The organism is Trueperella abortisuis (assembly GCF_030811095.1).
In the GTDB taxonomy this organism is placed as follows: Bacteria; Actinomycetota; Actinomycetes; order Actinomycetales; family Actinomycetaceae; genus Trueperella; species Trueperella abortisuis.
Map to the genome: position 1 here is coordinate 1,247,410 of NZ_JAUSQL010000001.1, position 15,900 is coordinate 1,263,309.

The 15,900-nt window shown below is 62.9% G+C and carries 13 protein-coding genes; 2 read left to right on the forward strand and 11 right to left on the reverse strand.

Features of this window, described 5'->3' with window-relative positions; translation table 11 throughout:
• Positions 1-13 precede the first annotated feature (13 nt).
• From gap to uvrA, 6 genes are all read right to left on the reverse strand, one after another.
• Entirely contained in the window at positions 14-1,018 is a 1,005-nt protein-coding gene (gene gap / locus J2S45_RS05515; protein ID WP_270974581.1) for a type I glyceraldehyde-3-phosphate dehydrogenase, read from the reverse strand.
• 213 nt (positions 1,019-1,231) lie between these two features.
• Positions 1,232-2,212, reverse strand: coding sequence for a DNA-binding protein WhiA (whiA, locus tag J2S45_RS05520; protein ID WP_296931136.1), 981 nt, complete (start codon positions 2,210-2,212; stop codon positions 1,232-1,234).
• 47 nt (positions 2,213-2,259) lie between these two features.
• Positions 2,260-3,207, reverse strand: a complete 948-nt coding sequence (locus tag J2S45_RS05525) for a gluconeogenesis factor YvcK family protein (protein WP_307634785.1) — start codon at positions 3,205-3,207, stop codon at positions 2,260-2,262.
• Positions 3,204-4,157, reverse strand: a complete 954-nt coding sequence (gene rapZ, locus J2S45_RS05530; protein WP_307634786.1) for an RNase adapter RapZ — start codon at positions 4,155-4,157, stop codon at positions 3,204-3,206. The genes J2S45_RS05525 and rapZ overlap by 4 nt, the downstream gene beginning before the upstream one ends.
• 4 nt (positions 4,158-4,161) lie before the next feature.
• Entirely contained in the window at positions 4,162-6,135 is a 1,974-nt protein-coding gene (gene uvrC, locus J2S45_RS05535) for an excinuclease ABC subunit UvrC (RefSeq protein ID WP_307634787.1), read from the reverse strand.
• On the reverse strand, positions 6,136-9,003 hold the full coding sequence (uvrA, locus tag J2S45_RS05540; RefSeq protein WP_307634788.1) for an excinuclease ABC subunit UvrA: 2,868 nt from the start codon (positions 9,001-9,003) through the stop codon (positions 6,136-6,138).
• 94 nt (positions 9,004-9,097) lie between these two features.
• On the opposite strand from uvrA, the gene J2S45_RS05545 reads away from it, so the two are divergent.
• Positions 9,098-9,373: a YciI family protein gene (locus tag J2S45_RS05545; RefSeq protein WP_270974588.1), complete on the forward strand. Its 276-nt coding sequence runs from the start codon at positions 9,098-9,100 to the stop codon at positions 9,371-9,373.
• Positions 9,357-10,343 (forward strand): bile acid:sodium symporter family protein, encoded by a 987-nt coding sequence (locus tag J2S45_RS05550; protein ID WP_307634789.1) that lies wholly within the window; start codon positions 9,357-9,359, stop codon positions 10,341-10,343. Before J2S45_RS05545 ends, J2S45_RS05550 begins: the two co-directional genes overlap by 17 nt.
• 59 nt (positions 10,344-10,402) lie before the next feature.
• On the opposite strand, the gene J2S45_RS05555 is transcribed toward J2S45_RS05550, so the two are convergent.
• The 5 genes from J2S45_RS05555 to J2S45_RS05575 all read right to left on the reverse strand — a co-directional run bounded on the left by J2S45_RS05555 (position 10,403) and on the right by J2S45_RS05575 (position 15,900).
• Positions 10,403-11,485, reverse strand: a complete 1,083-nt coding sequence (locus J2S45_RS05555) for a TerC family protein (RefSeq protein ID WP_307635431.1) — start codon at positions 11,483-11,485, stop codon at positions 10,403-10,405.
• 246 nt (positions 11,486-11,731) lie between these two features.
• Positions 11,732-13,780, reverse strand: coding sequence for an excinuclease ABC subunit UvrB (gene uvrB / locus J2S45_RS05560; RefSeq protein WP_307634790.1), 2,049 nt, complete (start codon positions 13,778-13,780; stop codon positions 11,732-11,734).
• A 29-nt stretch (positions 13,781-13,809) separates the two neighbouring features.
• Positions 13,810-14,661, reverse strand: a complete 852-nt coding sequence (coaE, locus tag J2S45_RS05565) for a dephospho-CoA kinase (protein WP_296929112.1) — start codon at positions 14,659-14,661, stop codon at positions 13,810-13,812.
• Complete coding sequence (locus tag J2S45_RS05570) at positions 14,655-15,212, reverse strand: pyroglutamyl-peptidase I family protein (protein ID WP_296929114.1); 558 nt, start codon at positions 15,210-15,212, stop codon at positions 14,655-14,657. Before J2S45_RS05570 ends, coaE begins: the two co-directional genes overlap by 7 nt.
• 43 nt (positions 15,213-15,255) lie before the next feature.
• Entirely contained in the window at positions 15,256-15,900 is a 645-nt protein-coding gene (locus J2S45_RS05575) for an ABC transporter ATP-binding protein (protein WP_307634791.1), read from the reverse strand.

Below are 15,900 nucleotides of genomic sequence, written 5' to 3' on the forward strand. Positions count from 1 at the left end.
CTTAGCGACGCGCTTAGAGCGACTTGCCGACGAGAACGGCGAGGTCAACGAGGCGGTTCGAGTAACCCCACTCGTTGTCGTACCAGGAAACAACCTTGACCTGGTTACCGATGACCTTGGTCAGGCCGGCATCGAAGATCGAGGAGTGCGGGTCGGTCTCGATGTCCTTCGAGACGATCGGATCCTCGGTGTACTTCAGGATGCCCTTGAGCTCGCCCTCCGCGGCCTTCTTAATGGCGGCGTTGACTTCCTCAACGGTGACCTCGCGCTCGGCCTCGAAGGTGAGATCGGTTGCGGAGCCGGTCGGAACCGGCACGCGCAGAGCATAACCGTCGAACTTACCCTTGAGATCGGGCAGGACCAGGGCAACGGCCTTGGCGGCGCCGGTCGAGGTGGGGATGATCGACAGAGCAGCGGCGCGGGCGCGGCGCAGATCCTTGTGCGGGCCATCCATGAGGTTCTGGTCAGCCGTGTAAGCGTGAACCGTGGTCATGAGACCCTTAACGATTCCGAACTCTTCGTTGAGAACCTTAGCCATCGGGGCGAGGCAGTTGGTGGTGCAGGAAGCGTTGGAGATGATGTTGTGCTTGGCGGTATCGTAATCGCCGTCGTTCACGCCCATGACGATGGTGATGTCCTCGTTCTTCGCGGGAGCGGAGATGAGAACCTTCTTGGCGCCAGCCTCGAGGTGCTTCTTGGCGTCGTCAGCGTTGGTGAAGCGGCCGGTCGACTCGATGACAATGTCAACGCCGAGCTTGCCCCACGGAAGGTTAGCCGGGTCGCGCTCTTCGAATGCCTTGATGACGCGGTCGCCGACCTTGATCTCCTCATCGGTGTAGGTGACCTCCTCATCAAGGGCACCGAGGATTGAGTCGTACTTCAGCAGGTGAGCGAGGGTCCGGTTGTCGGTCAGATCGTTGACCGCAACGATCTCGATATCCGCACCCTGTGCAAGCGCTGCACGCGTGAAATTACGGCCGATACGGCCAAATCCGTTGATTCCAACCTTAATGGTCACTCTTGTCCTCCTTGTGTGGACGCACCACACGTTGTCAATGGATAAGCGGGAAGTTCCCGCAACGATCGCTGGGCGCGCTTCTCGCGTGGCCGCTCACGTTTCGTAAAGATTCTACAACGAAGCGCGCCCAACCTGCAGGGACCTTAGCCGTTTCTTCACACTTAGCAAAACAGGCTCGACGCGCGGTCCCCGCGTGTGGCTACCACACCGCGTTTACAGGCGGCGCTGCGCGCCGGCCACCGCATCCATCGTGTCGGGAACGCCGAGCTCGGCCGCGCGCTTGTCAGCCATCGTGTTGAGCCTACGCAAACGCCCGGCTACCGCGTCCTTCGTGGCGGGCGGGTTGAGCCTGCCCCCGAGCATGTTGAGGGAGTCCTCGGGATACTGGATCCTGAACTGGCCCACCTCGCGCAGGTTTTCCGGCACGTCCTCCCCCAGGATCTCAAAGGCTCGCTTGACGCGGATGACGGCGACGACGGCGGCGTCAGCAGACCTGCGCATGTTCGCGTCGTCGAAATTGGCCAGCCGGTTAGCCTGGCCGTGGACCTCGCGCTCCGTGCGTAGCTCCTCCCACAGCAGAACCCCGTCATTGGAACCCATCCGGCTAAGCATGTCGGAGATCGCGTCTCCCTCGCGGATGTCGACGCGGAAGGCTCCGCGGGCTTCGCGGGCGCGGTACGGACTGCCCAGGCGGCGGGCTAGCCCGCCAATCCCGTAGGCGGCCTCCAGCGACGGGCAGGTCACCTCAAGCGCCGCGTTGCGGCCCGGCTCCATGAGCGAGCCGCGCGCGAGAAAGGCCCCACGCCACGCGGCCGAGGCGTCGGCCTTCGACCCGCCCACAATCTGCGTCGGTAGCCCGCGTACCGGCCGCCCCAGGGTGTCGAGCAGTCCGAGCCGGCGCGCGACGCGCTCGCCATTCTTCGTGATCCGCACGACGTACGTGTTACCGGCCCGTCCCGAGTTCTTCACCACCACCAGGTCGGCGTCGATGGAGAAGACAGCCTTAATGAGCTCACACATGTGCCGAGCTGCCCCCGGGTGATCCAGTTCAGCCTGAAGGGTGACCACGCCGTCGTTGATCTGGAGGCCACCGGCGAAGCGGAACATTACCGAAACCTCGGCGATCATCGACGACGCTAACCGCGGGAAAACCGCGCCCAGCTCGTCCTTTAAAGTGGCGGTCAACGCCGGCATGATTCCTCCAAAAATGGGTACGAAACACTCATTATACGTAAAGCCTCTTACCAGCCCAGACTCGATCCGAGCAACTCGCGTAGCGCGGAGGCGAGGAACAACACGTCGTGTCGCGCCGGATCCGTGCGGTCGGCGAGCTGCCGGGCAAGGACCTGCGCCCCACAGTTCTCCGCCTCACGCAGGAGCTCGCCCCAGTTGGTGCCGGGTCCGTCGTCGATGACGATCCGATCCAGCCGCAGGCCCGGTGCGTGCTCGTGGAAGGAGCGCACGTGGTCCGCGGGTGAGAGGCTGCGCGTCTCGTCGTCGGGAACAAGGTTGATGAGCAGCGCCCGCTTGGCCGGTGTCGTCACGAGCGCCTCAGCGAGCTCAGGAACGAGCAAATGCGGGATGACGGAGGTAAACCACGAGCCGGGACCAACGATGACCCAGTCCGCGTCGTGAATGGCCGCGATCGCCTCGGGAACAGCCGGCGGGTTGTCCGGGATGAGCCGCACCTGCTTGATCTCCGCCCGGCACGTGGCCACACCCACCTGCCCGGTGACAGTGTGTTCACCGTCGGCGTCGCACACGTCCGCCTCGATGCGCAGCGGCGTGGAAGACATCGGCAGCACGGTGCCCGCCGCATCCAGTAGCCTGCCCACCAGCTCCAATCCCTTGACCTGATCACCCAGCAAATCCCACACGCCGGTGATGAGCAGGTTGCCCAGCGAGTGGCCGTTGAGCGGGCCCGCGGATGTGAAGCGGTACTGCATGACGTCGCGCCAGGTCAGCGCCCACTCCCCGTCGTCGCACAGCGCGGACAGCGCCATGCGAAGGTCACCGGGAGGCAGAATGTCGAATTCCTCGCGTAGCCGGCCGGAGCTCCCGCCGTCGTCGGCCACCGTGACGATCGCCGTGATGTTGCGCGTGAGCAGACGCAGTGCGCTGAGCGTGGCGTAAAGGCCGTGGCCCCCGCCCAGCGCGACCACCTTCGCGCCGCGTGCCCCGGTACTCATTCGCGCCCCAAGTCGCGGTGGTAGACCCGCACGGAGTGTCCCCGCTCGCGCATGAGCTGAGCCATCCGCTCCGTCATCGCCACCGAGCGGTGCTTGCCGCCCGTGCAGCCAATCGCGATGGTGACGTAGGGTTTGAGCTCATGTTTGTAGCCTTCGAGGATCGGGTCGATCAGGTCGGCGTACCCCGCGATGAACTCTTCCGCGCCGTCGATGCTGAGCACGAAGTCGGACACCGGCTGGTCCTTGCCCGTCAGGTGGCGTAGCTCGGTGACCCAGTACGGGTTGGGCAGGAAGCGCACGTCCGCCACGTGGTCGGCGTCCATCGGAAGGCCGTATTTGAAGCCGAAGGACATGATGGTCAAGTGCGGATCGTCCTCGCCCGCCTCCTGCATGTTCTGCCGGATCTTGCGCGCGAGGTCGTGGACAGTGAGGTTGGAGGTGTCAATGACGATGTCCGCGCGCGTGCGCAACTGGGAAAGTACCTCCCTCTCTTGGCGGATGCCGTCGAGCAGGCGGCCATCGCCCTGAAGCGGGTGCGGGCGGCGCACCGACTCGTAGCGACGCACGAGCACCTCGTCCGAGGCGTCGAGGAACATGATCCGATAGTCCTGCTTGCGCTCCTGCAACTGATCGAGTACGTCCACCAGCTCCTGGAAGTACTCGCGCGAGCGGACGTCGACGACGGCGGCGAGCTTGCGAACCGTCTGGCCGTCCACCGGCGAGATGAGGCCAGCGAGCGCACTGAGCAGCCGCGGGGGAAGGTTGTCGACGACGTACCAGCCGATGTCCTCCAGCGTCGCGGCCGCGCGGGAACGGCCCGCGCCCGACATTCCGGTGATGATGAGGATGTCGGGAATATCCGCGGCGGGTAGCGCCGCTACCTGGTCGAGTTGAGGTACGAGACGCGGAATCTTGCTCGTGTCGTTGATGTCGTCGTGAGAGATCTTCATGGCACTATCGTGCCAGTTTTCCCTCCGAGTTTCCTGAAAAGTGAGCGACAATCGCACCCGCCATCGCCGGCCCGATTCCCGAAACGGCCTGGAGGTCCTCCGCGCTTGCGGCCTTGATCCGTGCCACGGACTTGAAATGTTTAAGAAGCGCCGCCTGCTTCGCCGGCCCCAAACCTGGGATCTCATCGAGCGCCGATCGGGTCATCGACGCCGAGCGCCGCTTACGGTGGAAGGTGATAGCGAAGCGGTGGGACTCATCGCGCAGATGCTGGAGCAGGCGTAGCGCCGGAGACTGACGCGAGAGGATGATAGGAAACTCTTCGCCCGGAATCCAGATCTCCTCCAGGCGTTTGGCCAGCCCGACCACCGTCACGTCCGCGCCCAGTTCGTCCACGACCCGCTGGGCCGCATTCACCTGCGGCAGGCCGCCGTCGACAACGATGAGGTCTGGCCGGTAGGCGAAGCGTGGCCTGTCGGGCCCGGCCTCCCCAGACTCCTTCGGCATCTCAGTTTCCTGCGTGGGCTCGAGGAGGCGCCTGAGGCGGCGTCGGAGCACCTCGTCCATCGCCGCCGTGTCATCGCGGGCGCCCTGCCCGTCCTCGCCGCGCACCACGAAGTGCCGGTAGTCGGCCTTCTTCGCCAACCCGTCCTCGAAAACAACCATCGATCCCACCTGGTGGGTGCCCTGCGTGTGGGAAATGTCGTAGCCTTCGATGCGCAACGGGGCCCGCGGCAGGTCGAGGCCCACACGTAGCTCCTCAAGTGCCTGGGAGCGCTCGGTGATGTCGCCCGCGCGAGCCAGCTTGTGGCGCTGAAGAGCCTGCGCCGCGTTCGTCTTCACCGTCTCCATCAGTTGGGCCTTGGGCCCGCGCTGTGGGGTTTTGATCGTCACCTTCGCCCCGCGCAGATCGGTGAGCCAAGCGGTGAGCGCGGCGCCGTCGACGGGCGCGGTAGGCACCCAGATCTCGCGCGGAAGCGCGGAGGTAGACGTGTGGTCGACGTCGTCGACGGAGGTGGCCTGCGCCTTCGTCGCCGTCTCTCCCGTGTACTCGCCGTAAACCTGCACGAGCAACTGGTTAACGAGGCCGGGTGCGTCCTCGTCCTCGATGGCGGAAATCCAGCCGCGCTGCCCGCGGATACGCCCGCCTCGCACGAAGAACACCTGCACCGAGGCTTCCAACTCGTCAAAGACAAGGCCGAAGACGTCGGCGTCCACGTCAGCATCCAACACCACGGTGTTGCGTTCGGCCACGACCTCCAGCGCCCGAACGTCGTCACGTAGGCGGGCGGCGCGCTCGAAGTCAAGATCGGCGGAGGCGGCCGCCATCTCCTTTTTCTTCTGCGAGATCAGCTCCTCCCCCGAGCCGTCGAGGAATCGCACCATGTGCAGGGCGATATCGCGGTGTTCCTCGACCCCCACGCGCCCCACGCACGGAGCCGAACACTTGCCGATGTAGCCCAACAGGCACGGCCGCCCGGACCGTTGCGCCCCACGGAAGACGCCGGCCGAACACGAACGGATCGGGAAGACGCGCAGGAGCTGGTCGAGCGAGTCGCGCACCGCCCACACCTTCGTGTACGGCCCGTAGTAGCGATTGCCGCGCCGGTGAGCGTTTCGGGTGACCATCACCCGAGGAAATTCCTCGCTCATCGTGACCGCCAGGTACGGGTAGGACTTGTCGTCGCGGTACATGACGTTAAAGCGGGGTGCGAACTCCTTGATCCACGAATATTCCAGCGTCAGGGCCTCGATCTCGGAGGCGACCACCACCCACTGCACGCGCACCGCCGTGAAGACCATCTGGCGCGTGCGCGGGTGGAGCAACGCCGGATCCTGGAAGTAGTTCTGCAGGCGCTGGCGAAGGTTCTTGGCCTTGCCCACGTAGATGACCCGTTCGTCCTCGTCGATGAAACGATAGACGCCCGGGTCCCTGGGGATGTCGCCCGTCTTGGGGCGATAGCTTTCCGGATTGGCCATCTATGTCAAAGTACCCGCTTTTAGCAGGATCGGCTTGAGGTAGCGCCCCGTGTAGGATTCCTCCACAAGCGCCACCTGCTCCGGGGTGCCCTCCGCGACGACGAGTCCGCCGCCCTTGCCGCCCTCCGGCCCGAGGTCAATCACCCAGTCCGCAGACTTGATGACGTCGAGGTTGTGCTCAATGACGATGATCGTGTTGCCCTTGTCGGCAAGCTCCTGCAGGACGCCGAGCAACTTGCGCACGTCTTCGAAGTGGAGGCCCGTGGTCGGCTCGTCGAGCATGTAGACCGTACGACCCGCCGAGCGTCGGTGCAGTTCGGCAGCCAGCTTGACGCGCTGAGCCTCACCGCCGGAGAGCGTGGTGGCCGGCTGGCCGAGCTTGATGTAACCCAGGCCGACGTTTTCCAGCACCTCGAGGTATTTCGTGATCCGGGTGACCGTACCGAAGAACTCTCTTGCCTGCGAGATGGTCATGTCGAGCACCTCGGCCACGTTCTTTCCCTTGTAATGGACCTCGAGCGTCTCGCGGTTGTAGCGCGTGCCGTGGCAGACCTCGCAAGGAACATAAACGTCGGGTAGGAAGTTCATCTCAATCTTCAACGTGCCGTCCCCCGAGCAGGACTCGCAGCGCCCGCCCTTCACGTTGAAAGAGAAGCGACCCGGACCGTACCCGCGTACTTTCGCCTCCTCCGTCTCGGCGAACAACCTGCGGATCGGATCCCACATGCCCGTGTAGGTGGCAGGGTTCGACCGTGGCGTGCGCCCGATCGGCGACTGGTCCACGTGAACCACCTTGTCCAGATCCGCCAAGCCCTTGACCTTGGCGTGCTTGCCAGGCAGGGTTTGGGCGTGGTTGAGCTTGTTGGCCAGCACCCGGTACAGGATCGTGTTGACCAGCGAGGACTTGCCGGATCCGGACACGCCTGTCACCGCCGTCATGACGCCGATCGGAAACTTCACGTCGATCCCGCGCAGGTTGTTCTCCCGCGCGCCCTTGACCTCGATCTGCTTCGTCTTGTACACGCGGCGCCGGTTCTTCGGCACCGCGATCTCGCGCGTGCCCTTAAGGTAGGCGCCCGTCAGCGACTGCTCGCACTCGACGAGGCCTGCCGGCTCACCCGAGTAGACGATGTTTCCTCCGAGTTCGCCGGCGCGCGGGCCGATGTCCACCACCCAGTCCGCCGCCCTGATCGTCTCCTCATCGTGTTCGACGACGACGAGCGTGTTACCCAGGTCGCGTAGCCGCAACAGGGCCGCCAGTAGCTTCTCATTGTCACGCTGATGCAGGCCAATAGATGGCTCGTCGAGCACGTAGAGCACACCGACCAGGCCCGCTCCGATCTGAGTGGCGAGCCGGATACGCTGTGCCTCGCCACCCGAAAGCGAACCCGCCGAGCGGGACAGCGTCAAATAGTCCAGCCCCACGTTCACCAGGAATGTCAGCCGTGCCAAGATCTCCTTGAGGACGGCGTTGGCGATTTTACGCTCGCGCTGGCCCAGCTCGATATGGGACAGGTAGTCCAGCGCGTCAACGATCGAGAGCTCGGTAAGCTCGAAGATATTGAGCTCACCCACCCGCACCGCGAGCACCTCGGGGCGAAGCCGCGCCCCGCCACACACCTGACACGTGACCTCCCGCATGAAGCCCTCATAGCGTTCGCGAGACCACTCAGAACTCGTCTCGTCGTGCTTGCGCTTGACGAAGTGCAGCACGCCCTCGAAACCCGTGGAGTACACCTTCTCGCGACCCCAACGGTTGCGATACTTCATCTTGACCTTGTAGTCCAAGCCGTGCAGGATCGCGTCACGAGCCGTGGCAGACAGGTCCTTCCAGCGCGTGTCGAGGCCGAAGCCAAGCTGCTCACCCAGACCCTCGAGCTGACGCATGTGGTAGTCGCGAGCCGGGCCAGACGCCGTCGTCGTCCACGGGATGATCGCACCCTCCTCCAGCGTCATGTCCTCGTCTGCGATCACCAGATCCTCCGAGACCTGGATGGTGTAGCCGATGCCGTCGCACCCGGGACACGAACCGTAGGGGGCGTTGAAGGAGAAGGTGCGCGGCTCGATCTCTTCGATCTCCAACACGTGGTCGTTCGGGCACGAGCGGTACTCGGAGAACTTACGCTCACGCTCAGGATCGTCCTTATCCCGATCAACGAACTCCACGATGAGCCGCCCGTCCGCGAGCCGCAGCGCGGTCTCCACCGAGTCGTTCAGACGCGAACGCATCCCCTCACGGATCACCAGGCGGTCCACCACCACCTCGATGTTGTGCTTCTTCGTCTTAGCCAAGGTTGGCGGCTCGCTGAGGCGAACCTGCTCGCCGTCGACCCGCGCGCGGGAGTATCCGTCCGCGCTCAGCGCGCGGAAGACGTCCACGTGCTCGCCTTTGCGGCCGCGGATGACGGGGGCAAGGATTTGGAAGCGCGTGCCTTCATCCAGCTGCAGGAGCCTGTCAACAATCTTCTCCGCGCTCTGCGCCTCGATCTTCTCCCCACACACCGGGCAGTACTGCGTGCCGGCACGGGCGTAGAGCAGGCGCAGGTAGTCATAGACCTCGGTCATCGTACCCACCGTGGAGCGCGGGTTGCGGTTCGTCGACTTCTGATCGATCGACACAGCCGGCGAGAGGCCCTCGATGAAATCGACATCCGGTTTATCCATCTGCCCTAGGAACTGCCGGGCATAGGCGGACAGCGACTCGACATATCGACGCTGCCCCTCGGCGAAGATCGTGTCGAAGGCGAGCGAAGACTTCCCCGAGCCGGACAAGCCTGTGAAGACCACCATCTTCTCGCGCGGAATCTCAAGCGAGACGTCCTTCAGGTTGTGTTCGCGGGCGCCTTGAATGCGAATGTTTTCGTGCACGCCCTTCAGTTTAGACAAAGCGTCCGACGTAATCGAACGCTTGTTTGATGTTTTTGCCACAGCCCCCGCATGCTCAATCCACTAGTATGAGCGCATGGCAATTTACGCGATTCGATACTCCTACGTCAACGACTCCGATGCGCTCGCCACCGTGCGCCCCAAGCACCGCGAGTTCCTCAAGTCACTTTTTGACGACGGCGTACTGCTTGCCTCCGGCCCGCTCGAGGGCAACCGCGCGCTCATCATCGTCAAGGCGGAGGACGCCATCGCCGCGCTTTCGCTTGTGGATGCTGACCCGTTCAACCAGGCCTCGCTGATCGCCGACCGCGAGGCGCTCGAGTGGACCCAGATCTATGGCCCCTGGGCTTAAGCGCTTCTTCAGGCCAGACTTCCTCCTCACCGGAATCGTCACCGCCCTCATCCTGGGGCTCGTAGTGCCGATTCCCGAGCAACACATCTCGTGGCTCTCGGAGCTTGCCGACGTCGGCGTGGGCATGGTGTTCCTTGTCTACGGGATGCGCCTGCGCACGAGCGAGGTCGTGGAGGGCATGCGGAATATCAAGCTGCAAGTCTCCGTCCTCGTGGCCACCTACGTTATCTTCCCGCTCGTCGGCCTCGCGCTGTACTACACGCTGGGCGCCATCATCGGGGCTTCATTTGCAACCGGCCTGCTCTACCTGAGCCTGCTGCCCTCGACAGTACAGTCGTCGGTGACCTTCGTGTCGATCGCGCGCGGCGACATCGGGGCAGCGGTGTGCTCGGCGACCGTGTCTAACATCCTAGGCATGTTCCTCTCCCCACTCCTCGTGCTCGTCTTCATGAATCTCGAGGACGCCCACACCGGCGGCATTCAGTCCGTGCTCCTGAAGCTGCTGCTGCCCTTCATCATCGGCCAGCTACTCCAGCCTCGTTTCGGCGACTGGATGCGAGCCCATCGCAACATAACGCGTTACACGGACAACAGTGCCATCATCCTCGTGGTGTTCGTGGCGGTGCTCAAGGCCACGGCCGACAACGCTTGGAGCTCAGTCACGCTCGGCGGCTTCGTCGTCCTCTTCATCGTGTTGGCACTCATGCTTGCCATCATGCTGTGGGTGACGTGGCACGGCGGCAACCTCCTGCGTTTTAGGCGCCCGCAGCGCATCGTGCTATTGATGTGCGGCTCGAAGAAGTCGCTCGCCACCGGCCTGCCCATGGCCCAGGCGCTGTTCGACCCGGCGATCGTGGGCGCCGTCGTCGTGCCCGTCATCATCTTCCACCAGATCCAGCTGATGGTGTGCGCGATGATTGCCCGGAGGCTCGGCGATCAGGCCGACGCGGAGGACGCCGCGGCATCCTAGTCTGTTTGCTTGAAAGGAAGGGCCCGGGTTCGCCCCGGGCCCTCACGCCTATTTGACGCCTATTTGTCCGCAGCGGCAGCGGACTCGTCCGGGTCGCCGATACTGGGCTCGTGACGCTCACGCGGCTCGATGCTCGCCACCTTGTCGGCCGCCGTCTCCAGGCCCGCGTACCTGCGCGAGCCAATGATGGAGGCGACCACGGTGATGAAGATCGTGCCAAGAATGACACCCACCGAGACCCCGATCGACGGCTCGGAAATCGCCGTCAGCATGTCGTAGCCATGGAAGGCGTGTACGAGAAGCTTGACCGCGATAAAGCCGAGGATGACGGCCAGTCCGTAGTGAAGGTAGATGAGCCGCTCGAGTAGCCCATCCACGAGGAAGAACAGCTGGCGCAGCCCGAGCAGAGCGAAGGCGTTAGCCGCAAAGACAATGAAGGGCTCACGGGTGAGGCCAAAGATTGCGGGGATCGAGTCGAGGGCGAACATGAGATCGATCGTTCCGACGGTGATGATGCACAGCATGAGCGGCGTGATCCACGTCTTGCCGGCGCGACGGACCACAAGGCGGTCGCCGACGTAGCCGTCGGTCACATTCGCCACGCGGGAAACAAGGCGGGTGACGAGGGTGGGCTCGTACTCCTCCCCCGCGTCGTCCTCATGCGCCTTGCGCTTGCGCCCCTCCTGGATTCCATCGATTACCTGTTTGATGGCTGTGTAGAGCATCCAAGCGCCGAAGATGAAGAAGACCCAGATGAACTGCTCGATGAGCTTTGCGCCGATGAGGATGAAGATAAGACGCAACACGAGCGCAATGATGATGCCGTACAGCAACACCTTCTGCTGGTAGATGCGCGGCACCCGAAAGGCGGCGATGATAATGATGAACACGAAGATGTTGTCCAGCGACAGCGAATACTCGGTGAGGTAGCCGGCGAAGTACTCAGTGGCAAACACCCCGCCGTGACGCAGATAGGTCATGACGCCGAAGATGATGGCGAGCGACACGTAGAAGGCAGTCCAGCGGGCCGCCTCCCCGAGGGTCGGTTCGTGAGCGCGGCGGACGTGGCCAAAGAGATCCACTGCGATGAGGGCGACCACGATCACGCCGAGGAGTGCCCACTCCCACAGGGATACGTGCATCTGGGATGCGACGGGGGCTGTGTAGGGGACGAGGATTGAAGCTAACACGGTTTGCCTTTCCGGTACAAACGATCAGGTACCGGAGGTCTCTTCCCGCCTGAGGATTCAGGCCGCGGCCCGGGCTGTGCGCCGTATTGACGAACCGTTATTGAGTGGGAGTACTCCCCTCCGCTCCTTTCGATCCTAGCTTACGACGCTGCCTCTCGAGCGTCGCGATGGCGTGGGGTGGGCAACATCCGGCCGAGATCAGGCATTCTCGATCTGTCGCAGTTCCTTCTTCACGTCGAGGATCTCGTCGCGTAGGCGCGCCGCCAGCTCGAACTGGAGTTGCTCGGCGGCAGCGTGCATCTGCTCGGTGAGGTCTTCGAGAAGCTGACGGATCTCGCGGCCGTCCTGGGGTAGCCGATCGGCGACGGATGCCTCCTTGCGGTAGCCACCCTCGAGCAAGGTTTCGGTGTCCACGTCCTCGCGGGCAAGCATGTCTGTGACGTCGGAGATCCTCTTCCGCAGCGGCGCCGGGTCAATACCGTGGGCGGTATTGTAGGCGATCTGCTTCTCACGACGGCGATTGGTTTCGTCGATCGCCTCGCGCATATTGGGAGTGATCGTGTCGGCGTACATGTGTACCTGGCCCGACACGTTTCGCGCCGCGCGCCCAATGGTTTGGATGAGCGACGTGGTGGACCGTAGGAACCCCTGCTTGTCGGCATCGAGAATCGCCACCAGCGACACTTCGGGCAGGTCAAGGCCCTCGCGAAGAAGGTTGATGCCCACAAGAACGTCGAACTTACCTAGCCGTAGCTCGCGCAGAAGCTCAACGCGCCGCAGCGTATCAACATCCGAGTGGAGATATTCGACCTTGATGCCGCGCTCGGCCATGTAATCGGTGAGGTCCTCGGCCATCTTCTTCGTCAGCGTGGTCACGAGCACCCGCTCGTCACGTTCGGTGCGGATGCGGACCTCTTCCAGAAGGTCGTCGATCTGGCCCTTGGTGGGCTTGACGATGATCTCCGGGTCGACCAGGCCGGTAGGGCGGATGATCTGTTCGACCCAACCGTCCGACTTCTCCAGCTCATACTTGCCTGGGGTGGCCGAAAGGTAGACGGTTTGCCCGATCCGTTCGAGAAACTCGTCCCATTTCAGCGGCCGATTATCCATCGCCGACGGCAGGCGGAAGCCGTAGTCAACAAGGGTGCGCTTACGCGACATGTCCCCCTCATACATCGCGCCAATCTGCGGCACGGTCACGTGCGACTCGTCGATGACGAGCACGAAGTCCTCCGGGAAGTAGTCGAGCAACGTGTTCGGCGGCGTACCAGGCCCGCGCCCGTCGATGTGGCGCGAGTAGTTCTCGATACCGGCGCACGATCCGAGATTGCGCATCATCTCCAGGTCGAAGGTGGTGCGCATCTCAAGACGCTGGGCCTCAAGGAGCTTACCCTGCTCACGCAACTCCTCCAGCCGCTCGTCGAGTTCCTCCTTGATGGAGGCCATGGCCCGTTCCATGCGCTCCGGGCCGGCCACATAGTGGGAGGCGGGAAAAATGTGGGCATGATCGGTCTCTCGGATAACGTGGCCAGTCAGCGGGTGAAGGAGGCAGATCGAGTCGATCTCGTCTCCAAAGAACTCGATGCGCACCGCAAGCTCCTCGTAGACGGGGATAATCTCCACCGTGTCTCCCCGCACGCGGAACGTGCCGCGCGTGAATGCCATGTCGTTACGCGTGTACTGCATGGTGATGAACTGCTTGAGCAGCTGATCGCGATCCAACTGGTCACCCACCTTGAGCTGCACCATCCGGTCCACGTATTCCTGGGGGGTGCCCAGGCCGTAGATGCAGGAGACGGAGGCGACCACCACCACATCGCGCCTCGTCAACAGCGAATTCGTGGCCGAGTGGCGCAGACGCTCCACCTCGTCATTGATGGAGGAATCCTTCTCGATGAAAGTATCCGACTGCGGCACATAGGCTTCGGGCTGGTAGTAGTCGTAGTAGGAGACGAAGTATTCGACCGCGTTGTTCGGCAACAGTTCGCGGAACTCCGCGGCCATCTGCGCCGCCAGCGTTTTGTTCGGTTCAAGGATGAGGGTGGGGCGCTGTATCTGCTCAATGAGCCAGGCCGTGGTGGCGGATTTACCGGTGCCAGTGGCTCCCAGCAGCACGATATCCGATTCACCGTTGTTGATGCGTTCGGCCAACTCCTTGATTGCCTGCGGCTGATCGCCCGAGGGCGTGTAGTCGGAGATGACTTCGAACGGGGCATCCTGGCGGATAATATCGGTGACGGGTCGCATGCCCTCAGGGTAGCGCCTTCCTCCGACAATTAGTATTGGCCGCGTGACACGTTCGCCCGCAGATCAAGAGCCGGGTTAGCCAAACGCCACGACGAGCCCTCCCAGACCCAACCGGCACGCGCCATCGCCTCGTCGGTACCTATGACGGCTAGACCCGCCTCGCCGCGCGGCCTAACCCCGTGGTAGCGCAATCTGGCCAGCTGCAGGCCGACGTCGTCGTTGACGGCGAGCGCCGGGTGGCACAGGCGCGTCGGAGTCCAGGATCCCGAGCGCAAGTTTTCGGCAAAAGGCAGGATCCAGCCCTCCCACGCCGCCCCAGCCGCCGACTGCAGGCTCGGCTCGTCGGCGTCGTTGACGATGGTGAGGTCGCTAATGAGCGAGCGTTCTTCATCAGTAGCCTGGGCGGCGATGCGTGCCCGCGCGTCGGCCTCAGACATAGCGCGATTCTCATGCAGGCGCTGGGCACGGATTTCGGGCGCCGCGGCGATGGAGACGTTGGCGATCATCTCAAACTCGCGACCATAGCCGGCCAGTAGCGGGACATCGTAGACGACGACGCCGTCGGGGTCTTCCCTCCTCACGGCCTCGATCTGCTCATTGACACTCGTCCAAATGACCGGGTGAGTGATGTCATCGAGGGCCTTCCGCGAAGCCGCATCCTCAAAGACGATCGCCGCGAGAGCCTGCCGGTTGAGGACGCCGTCATCGAAAACCTGCTCCCCCCACCGTTCTGCAATCTTTGCAAGCGCCGGGCTGCCCGGCTCGAGGATGGCGCGGGCCGTTCGATCGGCGTCGACGACGTGTGCGCCAAGGCGAGCCCAGATGGCGGCCACGTGCGACTTTCCTGACCCGATGCCTCCGGTCAGCGCAAGCGTCAGCATCTGTGCTCAATCAACTCGGACAACAAGAATTCAACAAGCACAGCGCCGTCATCAACGGAAAACACCTCCGCAGGAGGCAAATGAAGGAACCCCGCAGCCCGAGAGGTCTGGATTCCAGTGAACATCACCGTGTTGCACACGTACAGCCCCGCGCTGTACGACTCCTTCAGGCAATAGCCAGCGGCAGTGGCTCGTTCGATCAGGCGCCGTAGCGGCAACGTAGTCTCGAGGGCAAGCGGTGCCGTTTCGTCGATGCTCTCCCCTCTCGCCGTGTATCCGGCATTGTCGGGCGCCGCGGCATCTTGCCGGTTCATCGCAAAGCGCTCCAACGTGGGCATATCCCGATCAGCGGCAAGCCCGAGAGCGAGATGAACATCGAAAGACCCAAGCTCGCCTACCCGTGCGCGTGCCGCATGGTATTCGACGGGCAATATCTCCACCGTAAGCGGCACCGAATGGGACCACTGCTCCCCGACAAGGCGAGCAACATGCTCAGTCGGATTGTACGAATTGGGCCCGAAAGGACCGAAGGCGGTTAAGAGGATCGACATACAATCAGTCTAGCGAATACGCCCCCGAACACCATGCTCTCCGCTATATTTCTTGGCGTACCAGCTTGATTATTCGGTCGGCTCTTTGCGCGATGGCAGGATCATGCGTGACGAGCATGAGACAGCATTGACGCCGTCGTACCTGGGCAAGTAACAGATCCATGGCCTCGTCACGCAAGTCTGCATCGAGTGCTCCGGTGGGCTCATCTGCAAGGATCACCGCAGGATTATTGATGAGAGCCCGAGCCAGAGCTGTTCGTTGCCGTTCTCCACCAGATAGTTGTTCAGCCATACGTGTTTTTTCCACGTCTAGCTCACGCAAGAGTTGTGCGGCTTCATCTTGCACGGTTGGATCGTGCTTGTCCCAGAGTAAGCGCGGCAGCATCACATTGTCCAAGGCACTATAACCGCTGAGGAGTTCACCGTTTTGGAATACGGTACCTATCGTCGTCGATCTCAGCCGTGCGAGTTGGTCGAATTTGAGCTGGTGAACGTCAATTCCATTAATGACAACAATGCCACCAAGCGGACGGTTCATTCCAAGAATGGTCGTCAACAGGGTCGTCTTACCGACGCCAGAACGACCCATGATAGCGACGGTTTCGCCAGGGTTGAGCTCAAGGTCGAGCGGAGCAAACAACGGACCGGTGTAGCCACATGTGAGGTTGTGACATTGAAGGATGTTCAT

Coding starts and splice junctions, on each gene's coding strand:
- uvrC (WP_307634787.1), bottom strand. CDS start 6,135: ATGGCCAATCCGGAAAGCTATCGCCCCAAGACGGGCGACATCCCCAGG.
- J2S45_RS05575 (WP_307634791.1), bottom strand. CDS start 15,900: ATGAACATCCTTCAATGTCACAACCTCACATGTGGCTACACCGGTCCG.
- J2S45_RS05570 (WP_296929114.1), bottom strand. CDS start 15,212: ATGTCGATCCTCTTAACCGCCTTCGGTCCTTTCGGGCCCAATTCGTAC.
- J2S45_RS05545 (WP_270974588.1), top strand. CDS start 9,098: ATGGCAATTTACGCGATTCGATACTCCTACGTCAACGACTCCGATGCG.
- uvrB (WP_307634790.1), bottom strand. CDS start 13,780: ATGCGACCCGTCACCGATATTATCCGCCAGGATGCCCCGTTCGAAGTC.
- J2S45_RS05555 (WP_307635431.1), bottom strand. CDS start 11,485: ATGCACGTATCCCTGTGGGAGTGGGCACTCCTCGGCGTGATCGTGGTC.
- rapZ (WP_307634786.1), bottom strand. CDS start 4,157: ATGAAGATCTCTCACGACGACATCAACGACACGAGCAAGATTCCGCGT.
- J2S45_RS05525 (WP_307634785.1), bottom strand. CDS start 3,207: ATGAGTACCGGGGCACGCGGCGCGAAGGTGGTCGCGCTGGGCGGGGGC.
- coaE (WP_296929112.1), bottom strand. CDS start 14,661: ATGCTGACGCTTGCGCTGACCGGAGGCATCGGGTCAGGAAAGTCGCAC.
- J2S45_RS05550 (WP_307634789.1), top strand. CDS start 9,357: ATGGCCCCTGGGCTTAAGCGCTTCTTCAGGCCAGACTTCCTCCTCACC.
- whiA (WP_296931136.1), bottom strand. CDS start 2,212: ATGCCGGCGTTGACCGCCACTTTAAAGGACGAGCTGGGCGCGGTTTTC.